This window comes from Burkholderia sp. AU38729 (assembly GCF_020419725.1).
GTDB lineage: Bacteria > Pseudomonadota > Gammaproteobacteria > Burkholderiales > Burkholderiaceae > Burkholderia.
In genome coordinates, this window is sequence record NZ_JAIZQO010000004.1 from 168,065 (window position 1) to 186,757 (window position 18,693).

Annotated in this window: 10 protein-coding genes; 4 read left to right on the forward strand and 6 right to left on the reverse strand. The window is 68.1% G+C overall.

Going from position 1 to position 18,693, the window contains the following annotated elements:
• Positions 1-260: 260 nt before the first annotated feature.
• Both LGM56_RS13115 and LGM56_RS13120 read right to left on the reverse strand, forming a co-directional pair.
• The gene (locus tag LGM56_RS13115; protein ID WP_226204953.1) at positions 261-923 is read right to left on the reverse strand and encodes an OmpA family protein; all 663 of its coding nucleotides are present in this window, start codon (positions 921-923) and stop codon (positions 261-263) included.
• A gap of 125 nt (positions 924-1,048) precedes the next feature.
• Positions 1,049-5,776, reverse strand: coding sequence for a YadA-like family protein (locus tag LGM56_RS13120; RefSeq protein ID WP_226204954.1), 4,728 nt, complete (start codon positions 5,774-5,776; stop codon positions 1,049-1,051).
• Between the two features lie 1,443 nt (positions 5,777-7,219).
• On the opposite strand from LGM56_RS13120, the gene LGM56_RS13125 reads away from it, so the two are divergent.
• Together LGM56_RS13125 and LGM56_RS13130 are read left to right on the forward strand one after the other, a co-directional pair.
• Positions 7,220-8,056 (forward strand): response regulator, encoded by an 837-nt coding sequence (locus tag LGM56_RS13125; protein WP_089476273.1) that lies wholly within the window; start codon positions 7,220-7,222, stop codon positions 8,054-8,056.
• Positions 8,049-10,394 (forward strand): sensor histidine kinase, encoded by a 2,346-nt coding sequence (locus tag LGM56_RS13130; protein WP_226204955.1) that lies wholly within the window; start codon positions 8,049-8,051, stop codon positions 10,392-10,394. The genes LGM56_RS13125 and LGM56_RS13130 overlap by 8 nt, the downstream gene beginning before the upstream one ends.
• 139 nt (positions 10,395-10,533) lie before the next feature.
• Here the strand turns inward: LGM56_RS13130 and yjfF are convergent, their stop codons facing one another.
• From yjfF to LGM56_RS13150, 4 genes are all read right to left on the reverse strand, one after another.
• Positions 10,534-11,622: a galactofuranose ABC transporter, permease protein YjfF gene (gene yjfF / locus LGM56_RS13135; RefSeq protein WP_089498810.1), complete on the reverse strand. Its 1,089-nt coding sequence runs from the start codon at positions 11,620-11,622 to the stop codon at positions 10,534-10,536.
• Positions 11,619-12,659, reverse strand: coding sequence for an ABC transporter permease (locus LGM56_RS13140; protein WP_226204956.1), 1,041 nt, complete (start codon positions 12,657-12,659; stop codon positions 11,619-11,621). The genes yjfF and LGM56_RS13140 overlap by 4 nt, the downstream gene beginning before the upstream one ends.
• The gene (locus LGM56_RS13145; RefSeq protein WP_226204957.1) at positions 12,656-14,170 is read right to left on the reverse strand and encodes a sugar ABC transporter ATP-binding protein; all 1,515 of its coding nucleotides are present in this window, start codon (positions 14,168-14,170) and stop codon (positions 12,656-12,658) included. The genes LGM56_RS13140 and LGM56_RS13145 overlap by 4 nt, the downstream gene beginning before the upstream one ends.
• Positions 14,171-14,244: 74 nt before the next feature.
• Positions 14,245-15,207: an ABC transporter substrate-binding protein gene (locus tag LGM56_RS13150; RefSeq protein WP_226204958.1), complete on the reverse strand. Its 963-nt coding sequence runs from the start codon at positions 15,205-15,207 to the stop codon at positions 14,245-14,247.
• A gap of 654 nt (positions 15,208-15,861) precedes the next feature.
• Here LGM56_RS13150 and LGM56_RS13155 point away from each other — a divergent pair.
• Positions 15,862-16,908, forward strand: a complete 1,047-nt coding sequence (locus LGM56_RS13155; protein WP_226204961.1) for a DNA topoisomerase IB — start codon at positions 15,862-15,864, stop codon at positions 16,906-16,908.
• Positions 16,909-17,182: 274 nt separating this feature from the next.
• A complete protein-coding gene (gene proP / locus LGM56_RS13160) occupies positions 17,183-18,652 on the forward strand; it encodes a glycine betaine/L-proline transporter ProP (protein WP_226204963.1) in 1,470 nt (489 codons plus the stop codon).
• The last annotated feature ends 41 nt before the right edge of the window (positions 18,653-18,693 follow it).

Consider the following 18,693-nt stretch of genomic DNA (forward strand, 5'->3'; position numbering starts at 1 on the left):
CCTTTTCACGCGGCAGCACGGGCATCGCTTGCGCCCCGCGCGGCAACGCGTTGGCAGACGCCGATGAACCCACGACATCGGCGCCCGCCAACCGGCCCGCGGGCTGTCGTGCCGCATCGTCGTCCAGGCGACGTCGGCACCGCACACGCCGGTCGCGACGCGTTGCCCGACTCGGCTGCCTGCGGCGCGGGCGGCACCGCTGTCGCAGGCGAGCTGTCCTTTCTCGACGGCCACGCCTGCGGCAAGCCAGTGGCTGCGTCTTACTTCTGCAGCGAGATTTCCACCCGGCGATTGCGCGCGCGCCCTTCGGCGGTCTCGTTCGATGCGGCCGGGTTGGTTTCTCCATGCCCCGTCGCCGCGACCGAATCCGCTTTCAGCCCGTGTTCGCGCAGATATCCGGCGACGGCATCGGCGCGGCGCTTCGACAGGGCCTGGTTGTGTGCATCCGAGCCGGTCGCGTCGGTATAACCGTCCACGTCCACACGCGAGAAATGCCGGTCGCCCTGCTGGTTCAGCAACGTGTCGAGCGCGGCGGTGGCGGCGGACGTCAGCACGGCGGAGTCGGTCGCGAAGTACGCATCGCCGGTCAGGCTCACCTTCTCGACCGCGGCGGGCGCCGGCGCAGCCGCCGCGGCGACCGGCGCGGGTGCCGCACCGCACTGGAACACGATCGAGTGCGGATCGGCGCCGTCGCGGTACGGCGTCGTGGAATCGACCTTGCGCACGGTCTCGTTGCCGCACATGCGCGTCGCGACCTTCATGCAGGTATTGGCGCTCGACAGGATGCCGTGACAGTCGACACGGAACGTCCGGATGCCGTCGCGCGGCTGAAGTTCGTATGCGTTGTACGTCGGTCCCGATGCGCTCGAACAGGCCGCGAGGGAAACGACGGATGCCAGCAGTGCAAGATGAATGTTTTTCACGTGAGGACTCCGAAAATGCGAGGGGCGCAGCGCGGGCGGCGCAATGGCGCAGCCGCATCCGCGTGCGTATGCGTTCGACGCGGTCCGCCCCGGCAGTGCGTGCCGGCGCGAACCGCAGCGCGCGATTACTTCCACTGATACAGCATGCCCGCGCCGACGACGCGCTGGCTGCCGGCGAAGCCGCCGTTCAGCGTCGCCTTCAGGTTTTCCGTGACACGCGCCTGCACGCCGACCGCCATCGCCTTCTGCCCCTGGAACGTCGCCGTACCGACCCCCATCGCGAAGTTCGAGTCGCGGTCCATGTGCGGGATCGACGCCATCGCCGCGGTGGCCGCGATCCCCTCGCGTGCCATCGAATCGGTCTGCTGGATCTGCTGCTGCATCTGCGTGAGCTGGTTGTTGACCGTGTTCAGCGACTGCGTGAACTGGTTCGACACCGCATTCAGCTGGTTCACGTTCACCGCATCCGTGCCCTGCGTACCGGCCGCGACGTTGACCACCTGGCGCGCCGATTCCGCCGAACCGACCGCGACGACGTTCGAGCGCCCGCCGTCGTTGCTGCCCGTGCCGATCGCGGCCGAATTGCTGCCCGACGCCGTCGAGCCCACGCCGATGGCGGTGGAGCCGTTGCCCGATGCGAGCGCATTGTTGCCGACCGCCGTGCTGTTCGAGCCCGATGCCACCGCGCCCGACCCACCCGCCGACGAATTCGGGCCGGTCGAGCCCGGCGGCACGTTCGCGCCGTTCGGGTTCGTCGTGTACTGGCCGCCGAGGTTGGTCGTGCGTTGGTCGATCAGCGTCGTCAACTGGTTCGCGACCGAGTCGAGCTGCGACACGTTCACCGCGTCCGTGCCGTCCTTGCCGGCCGCGAGGCCCGTGATCTGCCGGTTGCCGATGTTCACTTCGCCGGCCGACGATTGCGGGCTGCTCAGGCCGTACGCGACGTAGTTCGTCAGCGCGCCGACCGTCGTCAGCGAACCGGCGCCCAATGCCACGCTGTTCGCGAACGTCGCGGACGCACCGGCGCCCAGCGCGAGCGCATCGGTTGCGTTGCCGAGCGCGCCGGAGCCCAGCGCGACGCTGCCCACGCTGACCGCCTTCGCATTCGCGCCTTGCGCGACCGACTGCGCGCCCAGCGCCGTCGCGCCGCTGCCGAGCGCGAGCGCGTCGGCCTGCGCGGCACTCGCCGCCTGCCCGATCGCGATGCCGCCAGGCGCGGTCTGGTCGACGATCGCGCCGTTGCCGATGCCCACGCCGTTGTCGCCGTTGACGACCGTCGTCGGCCCCACCGCGACCGATTCCGCGCCGACGGCGAGCGAGTCGGCCGCCGTCGAATTCGCGTGGAAATACTTCTGGCCCGTGACCGCGAACGACTGCAACGCACCGGCCAGCTGCCGCACGGTCACCGCATCCTGCTGCCCGGTGCCGTCCGCGACGTTGGTGATCTGGCGATACGTCTTGCTGGTCGCGTCGCCGACCGATACCGCGCCGAGCAGCGTCTGGTCCGTCGTGTTGAACGGGATCGATGCGGTGCCGTTGCGGAGGATGCCCGACGCCGGCGTCGTCGCGCGGTCGGATACCGACCCCGCACCGAGCGCGATGCTGCCGTCCACCTTCGAGATCGCATTCGGGCCGATCGCGACGCTGTCGAGCCCGATCGCCTGGCTGTCCGGCGCGGTCGAGTTCGCGTGGAAATACTTGATGCCGTGCGCGTTGATGTTGTCGATCGCCGAGCCGACGTTGTTGTTGATCGTCGTCGACCCGTCGCTGTTGTACGTCACGTACGACGGCGCCGAAATCGTGCCGGTCGTCGGATCGTAGGTGGCCCCGCCGCCGATCGCGCCCGCCGTGCTGTTGCCGAGGTTGGTGTTGTTGTTGGCGATCGAGCTGAGGCCGGTGGACAGCGAACCGAGGCCCGTCGACGTCGCGGTGGACAGCGACGTCAGGTTGCTGTTCGTGCTCGACAGCCCGGTGGACAGCGAGCCGACGGTCGTCGAGGTCGACGTCGACAGCGACGCGATCGAGCTCGTCGTCGAACTGAGCCCGGTCGACAGCGAACCGATGCTCGTCGAGGTCGCGGTCGACAGCGACGTGACGGTGCTGTTCGTCGAGCTCAGGCCGGTAGACAGCGAACCGACCACCGTCGAGGTGGACGTCGACAGCGACGTGATCGAGCTGTTCGTCGAACTCAAGCCGGTGGACAGCGAGCTGATGCCGGTCGACGTGGACGTCGACAGCGACGTGACCGAGCTGTTCGTCGAACTCAGGCCCGTGGACAGCGAACTGATGCCCGTCGACGTGGACGTGGACAACGATGTCACTGAGCTGTTCGTCGAACTCAAGCCAGTGGACAGCGAGCTGATGCCCGTCGACGTCGAAGTCGACAGCGACGTCACCGAGCTATTGGTCGAACTCAGGCCGGTCGAAGTCGACGTGGACAGCGACGTGATCGCGCTATTGGCCGACGACAGGCCGGTCGACGTGGATGTCGACAGCGACGTCACGGCGCTGTTGGTCGAACTCAGGCCCGTCGACAGTGAGCTGATGCCCGTCGAGGTCGAAGTCGACAACGACGTGATCGCGCTATTGGCCGACGACAGACCGGTCGACGTGGATGTCGACAGCGAAGTCACTGCGCTGTCGGTCGAGCTCAGGCCCGTCGACAGTGAGCTGATGCCCGTCGAGGTCGAAGTCGACAACGACGTGATCGCGCTATTGGCCGACGACAAACCGGTCGACGTGGATGTCGACAGCGACGTCACCGAGCTATTGGTCGAACTCAGGCCCGTCGACAGCGAACTGATGCCCGTCGACGTCGACGTGGAAAGCGACGTGATCGCGCTATTGGCCGACGACAGACCGGTCGACGTGGATGTCGACAGCGACGTCACCGAGCTGTTGGTCGAACTCAACCCCGTCGACAGCGAGCCGATGCCCGTCGACGTCGAGGTCGACAACGACGTCACCGAGCTGTTGGTCGAACTCAACCCCGTTGACAGCGAGCTGATGCCCGTCGAGGTCGACGTGGAAAGCGACGTGATCGCGCTGTTGGCCGACGACAACCCGGTCGATAGCGACGACACCCCCGTCGACAACGAACCGACGCTCGACGCCGTGGAAGTCGACAGCGAATTCACCGCCTGATTCGTCGCATCGAGCTGCGACCCGTTGATGGCATCCGTGCTCGCCGAACTGATGCGCCCGGCCGCGACATTGGTGATCTGGCGCTCGGTACCCGCGGCACCGACACTGACGACACTGGTCGGATTCGTGCCCTTGAACGTGTACGTCACGCCGCCGATCGTCGCGCTTGCGGTGGGATTCGGCGCCGCCGTCGTCGAGCCCGAGCCGAGCGCGACGTCGCCTGCATTGTTCGCCACGGCCGACGCACCGAACGCCAGCGCACCGGCCGCCGCGGCCGTCGACGTGTTGCCGAGTGCGAGCGAACCGGTGCCCTGCGCGCTGTTCGAATTGCCGATCGCGACCGCGCCGTCGCCGTTCGCCGTGTTGTTCGACCCGGCCGTGACCGCGCCGGTGCCGATCGCGGTGCTCGGGTCGCCGATCGCCACCGCGCCGTTGCCGCTGACCGTCTGCCCCAGGCCCAGCGCGACCGCGCCGATGCCGCCCAGCACCTTCGAGTTGTTGCCGCCGGCAATCGAGCCCGCCCCCGCCGCGGCCGCGACCGAGTTCGAATCGCCGATCGCCACGGTCGACCCCGCCGCCGCGACGCTGTTGATGCCGATGGCCGTCGCATTCGTGGCCGACGCCGTCGCGCCGGCCCCCAGTGCGCTCGCCGACACGCCGGTCGCCACCGCGGTATTACCGAGCGCGGTCGCGAACTGCTGCGTCGCGCTCGACTGGACGCCCATCGCAATCGAACTGATACCCGTCGCCTTCGTGCTCGTGCCGAGCGCCATCGAGGTATCGGCGCCAGCCGTCGTATTCGAGCCCAGCGCGATCGAGCTGGTGCCAAGCGACTGCGTGCCCGAGCCGGCCACCCCGGCGACGCCGCCCCAGCCGATCGCGATCGACGTCGTGCCCTTCCCGCCGCTGTTGACACCCAGCGCGAGCGCAGAATTGCCGGAAGCCAGCGAGCCGCTACCCACCGCTACACCGGCCGCGCCGGAACTGGTGGACTGGTTGCCAAGTGCAATCGCGCCCTGGTTGGTCGCCTGAGCTGAAAAGCCGAGCGCAACGCTGGCGAGGCCCGACGAAACCGCGCCGAGACCCAGCGCGGCGGCATCCTGTCCGGAGGCCGTGGCATTGTTGCCGAGCCCGATGGCAGAAACGCCGGTCGCGGTCGCGCCACTGCCCATCGCTACCCCACCGGATTGCGTCGCTTGCGCCTGGTTGCCGACGGCAACCGAAAATGCGCCCGAGCCGATCGCCTGCACGCCCATCGACGTGCTGTTGACGCCGGTCGCCTGCGCGTTGATGCCGACGGCCGTCGAAGCGTCGCCCATCGCATGCGCCCCCGGGCCAAGCGCCGTGGCCGACACGCCCTGCGCCGTCGACAGGTTGCCCAACGCGGTGGAATTCGTCTGCGCGGCGCTCGACCCGACGCCGATCGCGATCGACGAGACGCCGCCGGTGGCCGTGCCGCCATCCGGGTTGTACTGCGCATGCGCACCGGCATGGCACAGCGCGAGATACGCGGACGCCATCAGCATGGCGAGCCGCCTGAGCGACGAGGCCGAGGTCGCGCCTGCGCGAACCGCGGCCGCTCCTGCGACGTCACGCCCCGGCGTGCCACGCGACGACGCGACGCGCTTGCCGCGCGCCCGATCAAGCTCCGAAGCCGCAACCCAGGCTCCCAATGCTTCGTTCCAGATCGACTTGAACGACTTGTTCATCTTGTCTTCCCTCGGTTCTCATGTGCTGGATGACGCAACGGCGAACACGGCAGCCGGCGAGAATGTCCTCAACACATTCCCGTCGGTCTCGCGACGCCCTGCCACTCACTTTGGATCACTAACTAAACAGCCGGGTAATGCTGCACGACACGCGCGATGGATATCGCGATCACGCAATCGCGCGCCGCCCGTGCCGGTCGACACGAGGCGAGGCGACGATCGCCGGTTATCGAATCATGGAAGCCGACACGGCCAGCCCGGCGGCTCGACGCGGGGCGTGCCGTTCAACCGCGCACGCGCGCGCCATCGCGCCGAACCCGCGACGACCTCATATCTCATCGGAAAGCGTCATTCAGACGCCGGATGGGCGGAAGCCGGCCCGCACTCCGGGGCGGCCCGCCGTGTTTCATTCAGGAGGAGGATGGCGCCGTGCAATCCCCGGGACTGAAGCATGCGCCACCGGTTCGTGCGAACCGGTGCGTTGGCCTGTCATGCCTGTTGTGTTCATCGTTTTCGTGCCCGCCTGATTCGAGAGCGCGCCGCGCGCGACCGTTCCCCGATGGATCGAACCCTCGGACGGCCCACGCGCAGCCACTCACCCTTTTCGTCCCGCATTCAAACGCATTTCCGGAATCCCGGAACAGCATCGACGACTTGCCGGACGACCCCTGCACCGAATTAATCGATCGAATTTCCTTGACGATTTCGTCTCGACCGGTGCGCCATTCCCAACCGCATTCCAGAACTCACCGATTTCTCTTATATAGCGACGTATTCGGTGAATGGCGGAATTTGCATTACCCTCGTGCCAGTTATTCGTTCGCCGACGCAGTCCCATATCATGGGATCGAACATCGATCAATGTCTCATTGGTATCGCGTGCTTCGAAATAGAACGTCGGCATGCGATCCGCGCGATTCCGACCGTTTGAAAGAACCGATTCCAGCCGCGCCGGGGCTAGTTTGCCGGCATCCGTCGGAACGAACCTTTTCCAGAGCGGAAAAATCCTTTTCCCGAGCAGACAGCATTTACATTCATACATTCCAACGCAAAATGCGATTTCACGACTAACACGATTCCGACCCGCCATCAGAAAAAAATTAATCATGCAACCCACAATTTCTTCATTCTTTTCACATAGAAGGCATCGACTTCGGAACGCATGTCAAACTGATTCACCCGCCCCATCCCATTCCAATTATTCCGAATTGATCCGGAAATTAAGACCGATTATTAAAAGCCAATTCGGCATGTTTTTCCACTTCCTTTTCTTCCGGCCGGACGCCGCGGCGGCCAACACGCAGCACCCCGCCGCACAAGCCCCCACATGCCACACGGAATCCTCACTATGTGACCTGTTGTCGGCATATAATTTTTCGCAACAATCGTGCAGACCGCGATGCACGTCATCTGACCGGCCACCCTTCCACCGCCTCCGCAACCATGTCATCCCGCTCGTCCAGTTCGGCGTCGCCTCGTCCCACGCCGGATCTTGCTGACGCACATATTCTTGTCGTCGACGATCGCCCGAACGACCTGCGGCTCCTCACCGAAATCCTGCGGGCCGCACGGTGCCGGATCAGCGTCGCGTTCGACGGGCTGCAGGCGTATCACCGTGCCCAGGCGATCGCGCCCGACCTGATCCTGATGGATGTCCGCATGCCGCGCATGGACGGCTTCGCCGCGTGCCGGCTGCTGGCGTCGACGCCGTCGACGCAATCGATCCCGGTCATCATCCTGACGGCCGCGGGCGATCTCGAGGATCGCATCGCAGGGCTCGAAACCGGCGCGATCGACTACATCATCAAGCCGTTCGAGCCGACCGAAGTGCTGGCCCGGATCCGCAATCACCTGAAACGCGCGCGGCGCAGCCAGCCGTTCGCGCATCTGCCCGAGCTGCCCGACAACCCGGACGCGGCCCTCGTGCGCGCGGCGTCCGAGGTCCTGCTGCGCGACCTGCGCCATCCGCCGGCGCTCGAGGATCTCGCCAGGCAGGTCGGCACGCACGAGAAGCGTTTGTCCCGCGTGTTCCGCGATCATCTCGGCCAGACCGTGTTCGAATATCTGCGCGACACGCGGCTGCGCGCCGCGATGCACTTTCTCGCGGAGACGTCGATGGGAATCGGCGACATCGCCGAGGAAATCGGCTTTTCCACGCCCGGCAACTTCGCCACCGCCTTCCGCGAACGCTTCGGCATCACGCCGTCCGACTGGCGGCGCCAGCGCCACGCGGTCAATGCCCCGCCCGCCGCACCCGGGGCGCACCATCACGATGGGTAGGCGCCACGCGGCATGGGCAGCCGGCTGTCGCGCGGTGCTGCTGCTCCTGCTCGCGATGGCCGTCACCTGCGCGACCGCGCGTGCCGCGTCGACGCCGCCCCCCGCGCAACTGGACGCCGTATCGGTCTTCGAGGACGCGAGCACGACGATGTCCGCCGCTCAGGTCGCCGCACGGCTCGCCGATCCCGCGCATGGCACGCCGGTGGCCGGCACGTCGTCGTTCAACGTCGAGTTCTCACGATCGGCGTGGTGGATCCGCGCCACGCTCACCAACCGCGACAGCGCCGCGCACCCGCTGGTGCTGGTGATTCGCGACGCCCGCGTCGACCAGGCGGACTTCTATCTCGGCCGGAACGGCGGGTGGATGCTCGACAACCGCTTCCCGGCCGCCGGCGCCGGTAGTGACGCCCGGCCGTCGTCGCGCTACCCGGCGCTCGACGTCACGTTGCGTGCCGGCGAAAGCGTCCCCGTCCTGATTCGCGTCACGTCGCGCAAGGAAATGCGGCTCGCGCCGGCCGCGTTCACGCGTGCGGCGTGGGATGCGCTGGAGCGGCGCGCGACGATGTGGGACTTCGGCTTCTTCGGCGGGCTGCTCGCGCTGATGTGGTGCGCGCTGCTGATCGGGTTCTTTTCGCGCAGCGGCGTGTTTCACGTGCTGGCCGCGGTGGCGCTCGGCACGACGCTGTTCGAAGCGGCTTACCGCGGCTACCTGGCGATGGCGTTGCCGCCCGCGCTGCGTGAATGGTCGGCGCGTGGCGAAGTCATCTTCGCGTACCTGGCGGTTTCCTGCTTCTTCCTCTTCATCCTGATGGTCGCCCGGCGCGAGCAGGCGAAGCTGCCGATGCGCGCGATCTACATGGCATTCATCGCGCTCGAAGGCGTCGGCATGGTCGGCGCCGCCTGCGGCGACCTGCTGACGTTCACGTGGTTCTGCCTGCGGCTGAACGCGTTGACCGCGATCGTCAACATCAGCCTCGCGCTGCTGCTCGCGATCCGCCGGACGCCCACCGGCCGCGTGATGCTGATCGCCATTGCGATCGCCAGCTTCAACATGCTGATCCGCGTGCTCGACGGCAGGAACACGCTGCCGCCGGCGCTCGCGTGGCTGAAATCCGACATCTTCCCGAACCCCGTCATCGCGGTCGTCGGGCTCGCCACGCACCTGCTGGTGCTGGCCGCGTGGATTCATCACGTCGGCCGCCAGCGTACCGAGGCGAGGAAGCGGCTCGAGCACTGGCAGCTCACCGAACAGGATCGCCTGCGCGACGAAGTCGCACGCCGCACGCTCGCGCTCAACGACGCGCTGCAACAGGTGACGACCCACATGCAGCAGAAGATCGAGACGCTCGGCTACGTCAGCCACGACCTGCGCGCGCCGCTGTCCACGATCAACGGCTATGCGAAGCTGCTGCTGCAAGGCGCGACGCGCGGCCAGGCGCGGCTGATCCGGTCGATCGACCGCAGCATCCGCTATCAGCTCACGCTGATCGATGAGCTGCTCGCGTTCACGAAGGCCGAGCTGCAGCCGCTCGGCGTGACGCCGGACACGACCGACCTGCCCGGCCTGCTCGACGACATCGGCCACTATGCGCTCGCGCTGTGCGCGCAGCAGGACAACCGGTTCGTCTACCGCCCGGCCACGGCGCTGCCGCGCACGGTGTCGATCGACGGCATGCGGCTGCAGCAGGTGCTGCTCAACCTGCTGTCCAACGCATCGAAGTTCACGCGCGACGGCACGGTCACGCTGTCGATTCATGCCGCGCGCGAGGGCGACACCTGGCGGCTGCTGTTCGAAGTGGCCGATACGGGCATCGGGATCGACATCAGCGGCAACCGCGACATCTTCCGCGCGTACCAGCAGGTGCAGGCCGTGAACGGCGGCACCGGGCTCGGCCTGTTCATCGCGCAGCGCATCGTCGGCGCGATGGCGGGCGAGCTGGCCGTCGCCAGCCAGCCGGGCGTCGGCACGGCATTCTCGTTCGCGATCGTCGCGCCGGCCGTCGGGCACGCGCTCGTGCCGGTGTCGGAGCTCGTCCGGCGGTTTCATCCGGACGGCGAGGCCGAGCCGGACGTCCCCGCGCCCACGATGCCGTGCCCGCCCGACGATGCGCTCGACCAGTTGATCCTGCTGGCCGACAACGGGCAGCTGACCGATATCGAGGCATGGCTCGGCCCGTATGCTGACGAGCCGGATTACGCGGCCTTCGTGCGGGACGTGCGCGACCACCTCGATGCACTGGACCTGGACGCGATCGGGAAACTGGCCGGCTCGCTGAAACAGGCGCGCCGCGCCGCGACGGCGTTCGACGCTGAAACCGACGCGGCCGGGCCGGCCTGACGGCACGGGCCGCCGTGGCGCGCACGCGCCGATCGTGGTACCGGCCGGCCGCCGGATGCGACCGCCCGCGCATCGGCACCGGCCACCGTCGGGTCAGGTTGCTTCATGCCGCGGCCGCCCCCGCCGGCCGATGCGTGCGCTACAGCCGCCGCATCGTCGAAACCAGCGCGGCATCCTCGTCGGGCGATGCTGGCCGCGCCTGTGCGGGGCTGCGTTTCGGCCTCGGCGCCCCAAGCCCCGTGCCGCCCGTGCGCCGCCGCGCGGCATGCCGTTCGATCACCCGTTGCAGCACGCAGAACACGCACAGCAGCGCGCCGATCACGATCCGCGTCCACCACGAACTCAACGTGCCGTCGAACGTGATCAGCACCTGGATCGTGCCGAGGATGCCGACACCGAACACCGAGCCGAGCACATAGCCCACCCCGCCGGTGAGCAGCGTGCCGCCGATCACGGTCGCGGCGATCGCGTCGAGTTCCATGCCCTGGGCCTGCAACCCGTAACCCGACAGCACGTACAGCGTGAACACGACGCCGCCGAGCGCCGAACAGAAGCCGCTCAGCGCGTACACGCCGACCTTCGTGCGCGCGACCGGCAGCCCCATCAGCAGCGCCGAACGCTCGTTGCCGCCGATCGCGTAGACGTTGCGGCCGAAGCGCGTGAAATGCGCGACGTAGATCGCGCCGGCCAGCGTCGCGAGCGCGATCAACGCGCCCGCGCTCAGCGTGCCGCCGCCCACCGGCACGCTGAAGCCCGCGATCGCATGAAACACCGGCTCGTTGATCGTGATCGACTGCGTCGTGATCAGGAAACACGCGCCGCGCGCGAGAAACATCCCGGCCAGCGTGACGATGAACGGCTGCAGCCGGAAATAATGGATCAGCGCCCCCATCGCCGCGCCGTACAGCGCGCCGAACGCGAGCACCAGCGGCACGATCACCCACACGGGCCAGTGCAGCCGCTCGGCGCCGACCGCGCAGAAGATCGTCGTCAGCGCGACGACCGAGCCGACCGACAGGTCGATGCCGCCCGACACGATCACGAACGTCATCCCGAGCGCGACGATCAACAGGAAGGCGTTGTCGACGAGCAGCCCGGTCAGCACCTGCATCGAGAAGAAGCCCGTGTAGGTCACGGACCCGAAGCCGAACAGCGCGGCGAACAGCACGATCGTCACGACGATCGGCAGCGTGCGCGGGTCGGCGAGCCGGCCAAGGAATCGGTTCATCGCGGCGTGGCTCCGGAAGTGGCGCGCGAACGCGCGGAAGGCAGCAGCCGCGACGCGTGCCGGACGACCGACGCACGGGCGGCCTCCGACTGGATCAGCGTCACGACGATCACGACGACCGCCTTGACGACGAGCGTCGCCTCCGGCGGCACGCCGATCGAGTAGGTCGTGTAGGTGAGCGTCTGGATGATCAGCGCACCGAGCACCGAGCCGGCGAGGCTGAAGCGGCCGCCGAGCAGCGACGTGCCGCCGAGCGTCACCGCGAGGATCGCGTCGAGTTCGAGCAGCAGCCCCGCGTTGTTGCCGTCGGCGCTGCGCACGTTCGAGCTGGCCAGGATGCCCGCGAGCGCCGACATCACGCCTGAAAACAGATACACGCCGAACACGATCGCCCCCGAGCGCAGCCCGACGAGCCGTGTCGCGACCGGGTTCACGCCGATTGCGCGGATGAACAGCCCGAGCGCGGTGCGGTTCACCAGCAGCGCGGTCGCGGCGATCGTCGCCAGCGCGATCCACACCGCGCACGGCACGGCCGCGAGATAGCCGCCGCCGAGCGCGAGGTAGCCGGGCGCGCCGATCGGGATGATCTGGCCGCCCGTCAGCAGTTGCGCGACGCCGCGGCCGGCCACCATCAGGATCAGCGTCGCGATGATCGGCTGCATCCCGACGAACGCCACCAGCAGCCCGTTCCATGCGCCGGCCAGCAGCCCGACGCCGAGCGCGGCGGCCAGCGCCACGCCGATTCGCGACGGGTCCGCGTCGAGCACGATCGCCGCGGCCGCCCCTGCGATCGCGACGATCGCGCCGACCGAGATGTCGATCCCGCGGGTCGCGATCACGAGCGTCATCCCGAGCGACACGATCACGAGCGGCGCAGCGCGGTTCAGGATGTCGATCGGCGCGCCGAACAGGTGAGCGTCGAGCAGCGTGATCGACAGGAAGCCCGGGCGATACGCGACGTCGAGCGCGAACAGCAGCGCGAGCGTCAGCACCGGCCACACGAGCGAATGACGGAACAACGTGCGCAGCCGCGTCATGACTGGCCTCCCGCGATCAGCCGGTACACCTGCTCCTCGGATGCGTCGGCGCCGGTCAGTTCGGCGACCTTGCGCCGGTCGCGCAGCACCGCGATCCGGTGGCTCACGCGCACGACCTCGCTGATCTCCGACGAGATGAACAGGATCGCGAGCCCTTGCGCGCACAGCGCGAGCACGCGCTCCATGATGTCGAACTTCGCGGCGACGTCGATGCCGCGCGTCGGCTCGTCGAGAATCAGCAGCTTCGGTTCCGTCGCGAGCCAGCGCGCGAGCAGCACCTTTTGCTGGTTGCCGCCCGACAGCAGCCCGATCGGCTGCTCCGCGTCGCGCGCCTTGATGCCGAGCCGCGCGATGTACGTATCGGCGAGCTCGCGCTGCCGCGCGCGCCCGATCAGCCGCCACCAGCCGCGCCGCGCCTGCAGCGCGAGAATGATGTTCTCGCGGATCGACAGCGCGGCGACGATCCCCTCCTTCTTGCGATCCTCCGGGCAATACGCGATGCCGTTGCGGACCGCGTCGTGCGGCGACGCGAGCCGCGTGCGCGCGCCGTCGACCTCGATTGCGCCGGTGTCGGCGCGCTCGGCGGCGAACGCGAGCTGCGCGGTTTCGGTGCGCCCCGAACCGAGCAGCCCGGCCAGCCCGACGATCTCGCCGGGCCGCACGTCGAGATCGAGCGGGCTCATCATTCCGCGCCGGCCGACCTGCTGCATCGACAGGAACGGTTCCGCGTCGCCCGCGGTGCGTTCGACCGCCGCCGCGCCCGCCTGCAGCGTGTCGGACATCCGTTCGCGGCCGGTCATCTTCGCGACCAGCACGTCGACCGGCAGGTCGCGCGCGAGATACTCGCCTTCGCGCTCGCCGTTGCGCATCACGGTGATCCGGTCGGACACCGCATAGGTCTGCTCGAGAAAGTGCGTGACGAACAGGATCGCGATGCCCGATGCCTTCAGCCGGCGCAGCACGTCGAACAGCCGCGCGACCTCGCCGTCGTCGAGGCTCGACGTCGGCTCGTCGAGAATCAGCACGCGCGCGTCGACCGACACGGCCCGTGCGATCGCGACCATCTGCTGCACGGCGATCGGATACGCGTCGAGCGAACGCGTGACGTCGAGCGCCAGGTCGAGTTCGGCCAGCGCCGCGCGCGAGCGTGCATGAATCGTGTTCCAGTCGATCGCGCCGCGCCGCATCGGCTGCCGGCCCGCGAAGATGTTCTCCGCGACCGACAGGTTCGCGCACAGGTTCACTTCCTGGTAGAGCGTCTGGATGCCGGCCGCCTCGGCTTCGCGCGGCGCGGCGAAATGCACGACCCGGCCGCCGACGCGAATCTCGCCCGCGTCGTGCGCATGCACGCCGGTGAGCACGTTGATCAGCGTCGACTTGCCCGCGCCGTTCTGGCCCATCAGCGCGTGGATCTCGCCCGGAAACAGCCGGAAGTTCACGCGCTGCAGCGCGTTCACGCCCGGAAACGACTTGTCGATGCCGATCATCTCGACCACCGGCGATCTCTCCATGCATCCTCCCTCGAAGCGGTTGGCGCCCGGGCGGCCGCCATGCCGCCGCCCGCGCCGGGCCGTCGGTACGTGGCTCAGTACTTGCGGGTCGGCAGCACCTGGGCCGCGACGTTCATCGGGAACACGGTCTCGTTCGTCACGATGCGCTTGGGCAGTTGCTTGCCGGCGACCACGTCCTTCACCGCGGTCATCAACTGCGGGCCGAGCAGCGGGCTGCATTCGACGTCGACGTTGATCTTGCCCGCGACCATCGCCTGGAAGCCGCCCTTCGTCGCGTCGAACGACACGACGCTCACGTCCTTGCCGGGCTTGATCCCCGCCTCTTCCATCGCCTGGATCGCGCCGAGCGCCATGTCGTCGTTGTGCGCGTAGACGACGTTGATCTGCTTGCCGTAGGTCTTCGCGAACGCTTCCATCACCTGCTTGCCGCCCGCCAGCGTGAAGTCGCCGCTCTGCGACGCGATCACCTTGAATTTAGGATTGCTCTTGATCACTTCGAGCAGTCCGGCCCGCCGGTCGTTGGCCGGCGCCGAGCCGACCGTGCCCTGCAGCTCGACGATATTGATCGGACCCGGGTCGTTCTTGTAGCGCTCTTCCATCCAGTGGCCGGCGCGCCGCCCTTCCTCGAGGAAGTCCGAGCCGATCATCGTCACGTACAGCGACGGGTCCTTCACGTCGACCCCGCGATCGGTCAGGATCACCGGGATGTGCGCGGCCTTCGCTTCGGTCAGCACGGGCTCCCAGCCCGATTCGACGACCGGCGAGAACGCGATCACGTCGACCTTCTGCGCGATGAACGAGCGGATCGCGCGAATCTGGTTCTCCTGCTTCTGCTGCGCGTCGGAGAATTTCAGGTTGATGCCGGCGTCCTTCGCCGCGCCCTTCACCGACACCGTGTTCGCGGTGCGCCACGCGCTTTCCGCGCCGACCTGCGAGAAGCCGAGCGTGATGGGTTTCTGCTGCGCGTGCGCGCCGCCGGCCAGCACCGCTGCCGCGGCGACGATCGCGCCGGCCGCCAGCTTCCTGATGAATGTCATGGTTCGTCTCCGATGATGTCGTTGTGTGCCGCTGCGCTGTTGTGTTTCTGCGTGGCGCAGGCGCGGGTCGGGGCTGTGCGCCGGCCGGGGGCGTCGCGCCGGCCCGGTCTGCATGCCCCGCATCAGTCTAGAAACAAGTCCGATAACCTTCTAATGAAATATTGGATTGGGGCGATATCGGATTCGGCATACGTATAAACACCTAAGCATGTGGGCAGGCCCGTTCTAGCCGGCCTTGGCCGCGTTTTGCGCGGCCTTTGCACGCGCCACGCGCACCACTGGCGCGTGGCCTCGCGGCATCGTCAAACGCTCGTTCCAGCCGACATCGACGATCTGCTTGGGAGCGTCGAGGTTCGTTGAACGCGACACGGCATCGACACGATCCGCCCGATGCCGGCACCGGGCCGCAGTCATCTTGGCCGGGCGAAGCCGTTGCGTGATTTCGTCGATGCAGCGGTAGCAAACACCCGAACGCCCGCCCGGCGCGCACTTGCGCCGGGTCTCCTCGGGCGCGCCTGGAACGGCGCACGGTTCTTGCTGCGCGACGCCCGAACGTACGCATAAACAGGAGAAAACCGTGCGCGCAGGATGTCCACCCGGAACGCAGCCCGACGATACGCGGATCGGCACCGACGTCGATCGCCGCGCCGCAGCATGAAGCAGCGCGCCCCGTCGCAGCCGAATGCACGCATGCCCGCCGGGCCGCTGCGTCATGTCGACGACCGCCGCCCCGGCTATACGCGCCGGCCGCTCCGCAACGGCTTCGCGTATTACGGGCCGGACGGTGTGCGAGTGCGCGATGCCGACGAAATTGCCCGTATCAACGCGCTGGCGATTCCCCCCGCGTACACCGACGTGTGGATCTGCATGGACCCGCGCGGTCATCTTCAGGCAACCGGCCGCGATGCACGCGGGCGCAAGCAGTATCGCTATCACCCGCTGTGGCGCGAGACGCGAGATGCGAACAAGTACGCGCGGATGGCCGCGTTCGCGCGTGCGCTGCCGCGCATCCGCGCGCGCGTCACGCGCGATCTGGCGCTGCCGGGCATGCCGCGCGACAAGGTCGTGGCGACGATCGTCCGCTTGCTCGACACGACGCTCGCGCGGATCGGCAACGCGGAATACGCGCGCGAAAACGGCTCGTACGGGCTGACGACGCTGCGCAAGCGTCATTTGAAAATTCGGCCCGGCCAGGTGCGGCTGCGCTTCGCCGGCAAGAGCGGGATCGAACACGACGTGACGGTTGACGATGCGCGGGTCGCGCGCATCGTACGGCGCTGCGCGGAACTGCCCGGGCACGAGTTGTTCCAGTATGTGGACGACGACGGCGTACGCCATCCGGTCGGGTCGTCCGACGTGAACGACTACCTGCGCGAGGCCGGCGGCGCGGATTTCACCGCGAAGGATTACCGGACCTGGGCCGGCAGCGTGCATGCGCTCGGGTTGTTGCGGCGCACCGAGCATCGCGGCGTCACGCACGCGCGCAAGCAGATCGTCGAGACCGTGCGCGCGGTGGCCGAGCTACTGCGCAACACACCGGCCGTGTGCCGGCGCTGCTACATCCATCCGGCCGTGCTCGACGCGTTCGAGGCAGGCACGCTCGCCGCGCTTGCGGTCCGGCGGACGCCGCGCGGCTTGCGCGCGGATGAAGCGGCGTTCGTGGCGTTGCTCGGCAGCGCACGCCGGCGCATGGGGACATGACTGCGCACATCGCCCGGACACCCGCTTCGACGCAGCCGGCCCCACACGAACCCGATGTCGTTTACCACCGGGTTCCGGGCGCATGACCGATAGCCGCTCGCGCCCGTTTCCCTAAACTGGTTCGCACAACACACCTGCCCGGTGTCGTCCGCTACGCGCGGCACGCCACCGGCATCGACGCATCCCCGAGACATCCGCCTTCGCTGTCCGTCGGCCCGCACACCCCCGCTGCATCCCGCCGGCCGCGCCGCCAAGGCCATTCCAGGAGAGTTCATTGAGCCCGTCGCAAGCGCGCCCCGCGAAAGCCCGATCTTCGCGCCAGTCCGTCAAGCTGGATGACATCACGATCGTCGACCCCGCCGTCCTCAAGCGCGCGGTCGGCGCCATGGCGTTCGGCAACGCGATGGAATGGTTCGACTTCGGCGTCTACAGCTACATCGCCGTCACGCTCGGCAAGGTGTTCTTCCCGTCCAGCAGCCCGTCCGCGCAGCTGCTCGCGACCTTCGGCACGTTCGCGGCCGCGTTCCTCGTGCGCCCGCTCGGCGGCATGGTGTTCGGCCCGCTCGGCGACCGCATCGGCCGCCAGCGCGTGCTCGCCGCCACGATGATCATGATGGCCGTCGGCACCTTCGCGATCGGCCTGATCCCCAGCTACGCGTCGATCGGCATCATGGCGCCCGTGCTGCTGCTCGTCGCCCGCCTCGTGCAGGGCTTCTCGACCGGCGGCGAGTACGGCGGCGCCGCCACCTTCATCGCCGAATTCTCCACCGACAAGCGCCGCGGCTTCATGGGCAGCTTCCTCGAGTTCGGCACGCTGATCGGCTATACGCTCGGCGCGGCGACGGTCGCGCTGCTCACCGCGTCGCTGTCGCAGGAAGCGCTGCTGTCGTGGGGCTGGCGCGTGCCGTTCTTCATCGCCGGCCCGCTCGGCCTCGTGGGACTCTATATCCGGCTGAAACTCGAGGAAACGCCCGCGTTCAAGAAGGAGGCCGAAGCACGCGAAGCGGACGAACGCACGCGGCCGAAGCAGCGCTTCGCGACGCTGCTTGTCGAACAGTGGAAGCCGCTGCTGCAATGCGTCGGCCTCGTGCTGATCTTCAACGTGACCGACTACATGGCGCTGTCGTACCTGCCGAGCTACCTGTCGGCGACGCTGCACTTCCGCGAATCGCACGGCCTGTTCCTGGTGCTGCTCGTGATGGTGCTGATGATGCCGTTGACGCTCTACGCCGGGCACCTGTCTGACAAGGTCGGCCGCAAGCCGGTGATGATGGCCGGCTGCGTGGGCCTGCTCGTGCTGGCCGTGCCGGCGCTGATGCTGATCCGCACCGGCGGCATGCTGCCCGTGTTCGGCGGGATGCTGATCTATGGCGTGCTGCTGTCGTGCTTCACCGGCGTGATGCCGTCGGCGCTGCCCGCGCTGTTCCCCACGCGCATCCGCTACGGCGCGCTCGCGATCGGCTTCAACGTATCGGTGTCGCTGTTCGGCGGCACGACGCCGCTCGTCACCGCGTGGCTCGTCGATCGCACCGGCGACCTGATGATGCCCGCGTACTACCTGATGGGCGCATCGTTCATCGGCATCGTGTCGGTGCTCGCGCTGCGCGAAACGGCACGCCAGCCGCTGCCCGGCTCCGCGCCGTGCGTCGCGAGCCGCGCGGAGGCGCTGAGCCTCGTTCGCGGCCCGGCCGACGAAGCGCGTGGGCAGGACAGGAAGCTCACGCCGGTCAGCGAACGCGCGTGATGCGGGCGCGGGTGGCGCTGGCGCTCATGAGGTGGCGCGAC